The sequence below is a fragment of the Dysgonomonas termitidis genome (assembly GCF_042654545.1).
GTDB lineage: Bacteria > Bacteroidota > Bacteroidia > Bacteroidales > Dysgonomonadaceae > Dysgonomonas > Dysgonomonas termitidis.
Genome location: NZ_JBHSGN010000201.1, coordinates 1 through 5125, shown reverse-complemented (window position 1 = coordinate 5125; position 5125 = coordinate 1). Strand labels below are relative to the sequence as shown.

Below are 5125 nucleotides of genomic sequence, written 5' to 3'. Positions count from 1 at the left end.
TTAAACATATAGCAAAAAGACAGCAATATATTAATTAAAATAGTATATTTGAAATATAAAAGAGCATTGTGATAACACAATGCTCTTTTATAAATATGTTAAAAAGATTAAGCCCTGTTGTTCAACTTATCCAAAACTTTATCTTGTCTAACATCATACTATTATAGCCCATGTCGGTAAGTATCAGGTTATCCACTAGATTTATATTTAAATAGCCGCAAGCTGTCTTCAGGGAGTTCATAGACTCTATATCATCGCTACTTTCTTTCAGGTTACCCGACGGATGGTTATGCGCCATTATAATACCCGATGCGTTGCACTGTAACGCTATTTGGATGATTATACGGATATCTATAACCGTCCCGGAATAGCCCCCCTTACTTATCTGCGATACGCCTATAATCTTTAGTCCGTGGTTCAGGTACATAACCCATACTTCCTCGTGATGCCTCATAAACCCGTTGAATACCGGTAAGAATGTTTTTGCGGCGTCTTCCATATTGATTATTGTTTTCATTTTGTCCGATGGGTCGGCGTTGTACGAAACTTTGATTTTAGGCAGTTTGTAAGCCTTTGTTGAATTCTTATTGATAGTCATTTTATAAGAATTGCGATAAAATAAGAACGCCCCCGTAGGTGTGACTATCACATATACGCAGGGCGAATAAGTTGTTAGTTCTTTCGTTCTAACCACCATAGGGGCGTTCCCTTATATCTTGTTAAAATAAAATCGGTTGATTTCTTTTGCCCAAGATTAATATGTAATAGTCGAAAGCAAAGTAAGGTATTTAGTTTTGGATATGCAAGTTTTTGAGGATATATTTTTTCAATATACTTATAATACACCCCCTTTTCCGGTTAGTTTGTTAGCAATGCGGGTTCTCAACTCCTTATCATCAATAAGGGCAATATCTGCCATCAGGTCAAAAATCTTATCACTAAGAAATTTGCGAAAATTCACTATTTCGTTATCTGCTTTTAACTCCTGCCAATTCCCTGATTTAGACCATACGGACAATGTTTTCTCCGAAAGGTTAAGGATATTAGCGGCTTCCTTTTGTGGTCTGCCTTGTATAACTACAAGGTCGTAAGCCTTTTTCTTTAGTAGATTGTAATCAATTTGCTCTAACGTTATTTTTTTTTCTTTCATATACTTGTTTAATTTGGTATTATAAGACACAACAAACGCGCCTTTTTATTATAAACCTTACAATTTTATTTGATAATCAGCCGATTATTTCTATATCTTTGCATTCAGATAACCGCCTAAGGCTCTGCTATGGCATATCTACGGTTCGCGGGGGAAACGCCAAGAATCTGCCAAAGAAAAAGGACGGGTTAACTCACCCGCCCTTTTATTTTTTAGCACATTGGAGTTACTTTATATTTGCCTTCGCTATCAATTCATTTAAATAATCGTAATAAACCCATACCATTTTATTATTTAGAGTTTCGCTGACGCCTATAAACTGTCTCTTAGGTATTCTAATCACCGAGCCCACTTTCTTTAAAGCCATTGTTTTACAAAATTGAGCTTTAGCGTTAGCCCTGGCATTATTCCGGCCTTTGCTTATTGTTCCGTTTTTATTTTTCATAACCCTAGGAGCAAGCAAATAATATTGATACCACCACCATTTTTTCATTTTCATACTCACCCGGATAATTGCCCCCTCATTATGAAATCCGGCATATGGAATATCAGTACCTACCACGCAATGATCTAAGCTTCTTTCCATTACACGAATACTTTGCATCAGGTTCATAGAATTGGTCCTACCTTGCAAAATCCTTTTTCCACCCAAAGGGCTGACTTTGTTAGGCCATGGAGTAAGGGAAGTATCGGTAAAACCATTATTCACAAAGCTATGTTTAAAATGATTAACACCCTCGACCCCTGCTATTACTGGCCGTGCCCGTTCTAATTTTTGCGCGATATCCTTAAACCGGGGTACTTTGTTTTTTTTAGACATAACACCCCCCTCTGTCAATAACCTTTTCGCGTTCCCCGGCTGCAATATCTTTCAGCCTGTTACGTTCTTTTAACTCCGCCAATTCTTTTTTTGCATTCCGGCCCAGATACTTATCAAAAGTCGATTTAGATATAAAATATTTCGGGGCGATAAGTTCTTCATATATTTGTTTTTGATTCCGCCACCCCTTTTTCTTTTCTTCCAAAACTACATTTTGTATTTCTATTATTTTCAACAATAAATACTCTTTATTGTAAGCCATATGGATGTGATTTTAAGCGTTTGTACTCACTATTGCCCCTATACCCTTATTGCGGATAGGCAAGGCAACAAAACGTTTATCAAAGCCCACTATTGCCGCCCGTTCTTTCGGGTCGTCCATCGTTGCGTACATATGTATATCGCCGTCCGCTTTCATTACCTCATCGCCTTGGAACGCAAACGAACAAAACCCGTCACCATCCATCGGTACGGATGCAAAAGCCTTTTTCTTCAAATCGCTGTCATAATAAGCCGTTTTTGAGAATTGAAGCATACCAAAGCCAGCGAAGCGGTTCGGCTGTCCGTTTACAAAATCCGTAATTGATTTGAACGCCTTAATATCAAACGATATCAAGTCTGTAAGATGTGCGGGGTTCAATACAAGAAAACGATTCTCTAATGGTATATTTGCATTATCAAAATATTCTTTCAGATACAAAATATCTTCAAATGACATACGCTTTCGCCCTTTATATGCCTCGCCTGTTGTTTGTATTACCGGCGTATCGACCGTGTTCTCATCAGGAGCGTAAGCATGTGCGGCTTTTGCTCCTGTGGTGGCTTTTAATACGTTGCGATGACCCATTATTACGCTCTCTAATTGGTTGTATGCGTATTCAATAGCTTCCGGTCTACGGACAAGGGAATTTTCTGTTTCAAACAAATCCAATTCGATGCGTATAGGTGTGTCCTCGCGTTTTACAACCGCAATTGGGTAAGTTGTATTATTTATCAATACATTAGGGTCGATTCCCGCCTCTGCTAAATTCAATGCATCATTATCTACCAATGCGCTGAAATCTTTTACATAATTGAGAAACGAACTATCCGGGTAAAATCTTTCTTTCAGTTGGTTAATCCAAACTTCTTTCTTTAGTCCTGACATACTTAAATTCTTTGATTTATAATTATTTAATTTGTTCTTTTTCTAATAATCGGTCGTATAGTTCCGGGTCTTTTAGCAATGCTTTCGGGTCTTTTTTTCGGTAATCGTCCAGCGTCCAGCCGGCACGATTCCCGCCGCTTGTATGCGGTTGTTTGAAATCTATCTTTTGCAATGGCTCAATATGCTGTAATACCGCGTTTGCCGCATCAAAATCAAGGTCAAATAATACTTTCCATGCACCTTTTGCCGTTGCTACAAATCGTTTTTCGAGGATTGCCGTATTTAACGTTTTATCTATTTTCGCATTCAATTGTGATTTTGTTTGCTCTTTTCTTTTACGTATAAGCCCTATCAAGGTTTTAGGGTTGTTTTTGGCTATTATCAGGAATTCGCTTTTTTCATAAGCCTCTATTGCACCGACCTTAATAGCCGTCTCAACTGCTTTTTCCGGCGTCTCCTCTCCTTTAAGTACGGCAATAGCTTCTAATATTTGTTTTAGGGTTGCATCAGTAGGTAAATCCAAAGCCTCAGCGATTTGTGTAAGTTCATCGCCTGTATTTTCATTTGCTTTTTGATTACTTTTTCCTTGTGGAAATTTTGAACGGGGACAACCACACGCCGAAATCAAAGCTGCCGTTTTGCTGTCAATAGTTATTTGCTCTTTAACTTCCGTGATAAAGCCGTTTTCTTTGGCTTCCTGTGCTGTCATCCACCAGTCGCCCGCGTTCCATTGTTCGTCTAAAATCGAAACATCTACTACTCTATTTTTATATACGTTATAATATTGATTTTCAATATCACGCAGCAATTTTGTAAATGATTCCAAATCTCTTGCATTGCCCTCTTTAGTTCCCGATGGTTTGTGTATCATAAACATACCGTTTTCAGGCATCACAAACGTACTGCAATGTAATGCGATGAATGTTGAGGCACTTGCAACCAACGCGCCGCCCTCGCCTGTAATACGTCCGCTAAAATTCGATTGAATGATATTTACAATTTCAGCGGCGGCAAAGCACGAACCGCCCTCACTATTGATGTAAAGATGTACATCGTTTATACCATCTTCTATAAGGCTGTCAATTTGTGATTGGAATAATGCGGAACTTGACTCTTCGATAGTTCCCGTTATCCTTATCAATGCTTTCCCGCCTTGTTTCAATGCACTGACTCTGAATGAATTTTTTGCCATAAAATAAAATTTTGTTTAAATTCTATGACAAAGTTTGTAAGGCTTGATATTTTAATGAAATATATTGATATAGCTTATAATAAAGTTTGTAAGCCTTACAAACTTTAAACTTTTTTTACTACCTTTGTAGAGCCACCGGCCATTGCAAAATCTTTCGGGATATGTGAGAGGCTTTAGGGTATTTTTAGAAATACCCTTTTTTTATTTTATCATGGAATTAAAAGATAAACAGCAATATAACATAGTGTTATACAACGGAGAAAGGAAAAACGCTACTTACTATAAAAAATACTGGAGGTGGCAACCTCCAATACAAAAGAAGTGGATTATTTTTGAGACAGAGCAAATAAATTGTTTTATAACCTCCGAAAGCACTATTATAAAACTTTCAGAAATAGAATTTATTTTTATTGATGGAATACCCTATAAAACTGACAATTTGATAAAATAATTTTGTTCCGCCGTTGTTCCGCTGTTTATTCCCCTGTTATATTTTAAATAGCATTTTGATATTTAATTTTTGTTCGTCTGTTGTTCGCCTTCCTGTTCGCCTGCGTAATATTTTAACATTTAAACATCGTTCCCGTGAAATCATTTTGACACTTTAATTTAGTTAACCTAAACTTTACGTAATGCTTTACGTAAACGATATTTAGAATATTACACTGCAATAGAAAAAGTATTTAAAACCCCTTTAAACCTCATTTAAAGCCTCAAAAAAAATTCACCTACGATATAAGTAAAATATAAGAAAAATAGTTTTCGTTTTGCGGCGCGTTCGGGGGTGCATCTCTCTCAATCCCTTTAGACAAAAGG

7 protein-coding genes are annotated in these 5125 nt (G+C 37.1%); 1 reads left to right on the top strand and 6 read right to left on the bottom strand.

Annotation, left to right across the window (positions count from 1 at the left end):
- Positions 1 to 121: 121 nt before the first annotated feature.
- From ACFO6W_RS26165 to ACFO6W_RS26140, 6 genes are all read right to left on the bottom strand, one after another.
- Positions 122 to 697 (bottom strand): JAB domain-containing protein, encoded by a 576-nt coding sequence (locus tag ACFO6W_RS26165; protein WP_380002092.1) that lies wholly within the window; start codon positions 695 to 697, stop codon positions 122 to 124.
- Between the two features lie 138 nt (positions 698 to 835).
- Complete coding sequence (locus ACFO6W_RS26160; protein WP_380002091.1) at positions 836 to 1150, bottom strand: helix-turn-helix domain-containing protein; 315 nt, start codon at positions 1148 to 1150, stop codon at positions 836 to 838.
- Positions 1151 to 1376: 226 nt separating this feature from the next.
- Positions 1377 to 1970 carry a hypothetical protein gene (locus tag ACFO6W_RS26155; RefSeq protein ID WP_380002089.1) on the bottom strand — a complete coding sequence of 198 codons (594 nt, stop codon included), beginning with the start codon at positions 1968 to 1970 and terminating at the stop codon, positions 1377 to 1379.
- Positions 1963 to 2232 (bottom strand): hypothetical protein, encoded by a 270-nt coding sequence (locus ACFO6W_RS26150; RefSeq protein WP_380002087.1) that lies wholly within the window; start codon positions 2230 to 2232, stop codon positions 1963 to 1965. The genes ACFO6W_RS26155 and ACFO6W_RS26150 overlap by 8 nt, the downstream gene beginning before the upstream one ends.
- Before the next feature lie 12 nt (positions 2233 to 2244).
- Positions 2245 to 3117 carry a hypothetical protein gene (locus ACFO6W_RS26145; protein ID WP_380002085.1) on the bottom strand — a complete coding sequence of 291 codons (873 nt, stop codon included), beginning with the start codon at positions 3115 to 3117 and terminating at the stop codon, positions 2245 to 2247.
- A gap of 22 nt (positions 3118 to 3139) precedes the next feature.
- Positions 3140 to 4309 carry a Clp protease ClpP gene (locus ACFO6W_RS26140; protein ID WP_380002083.1) on the bottom strand — a complete coding sequence of 390 codons (1170 nt, stop codon included), beginning with the start codon at positions 4307 to 4309 and terminating at the stop codon, positions 3140 to 3142.
- A gap of 211 nt (positions 4310 to 4520) precedes the next feature.
- On the opposite strand from ACFO6W_RS26140, the gene ACFO6W_RS26135 reads away from it, so the two are divergent.
- On the top strand, positions 4521 to 4760 hold the full coding sequence (locus ACFO6W_RS26135) for a hypothetical protein (RefSeq protein WP_380002081.1): 240 nt from the start codon (positions 4521 to 4523) through the stop codon (positions 4758 to 4760).
- Positions 4761 to 5125: the final 365 nt, after the last annotated feature.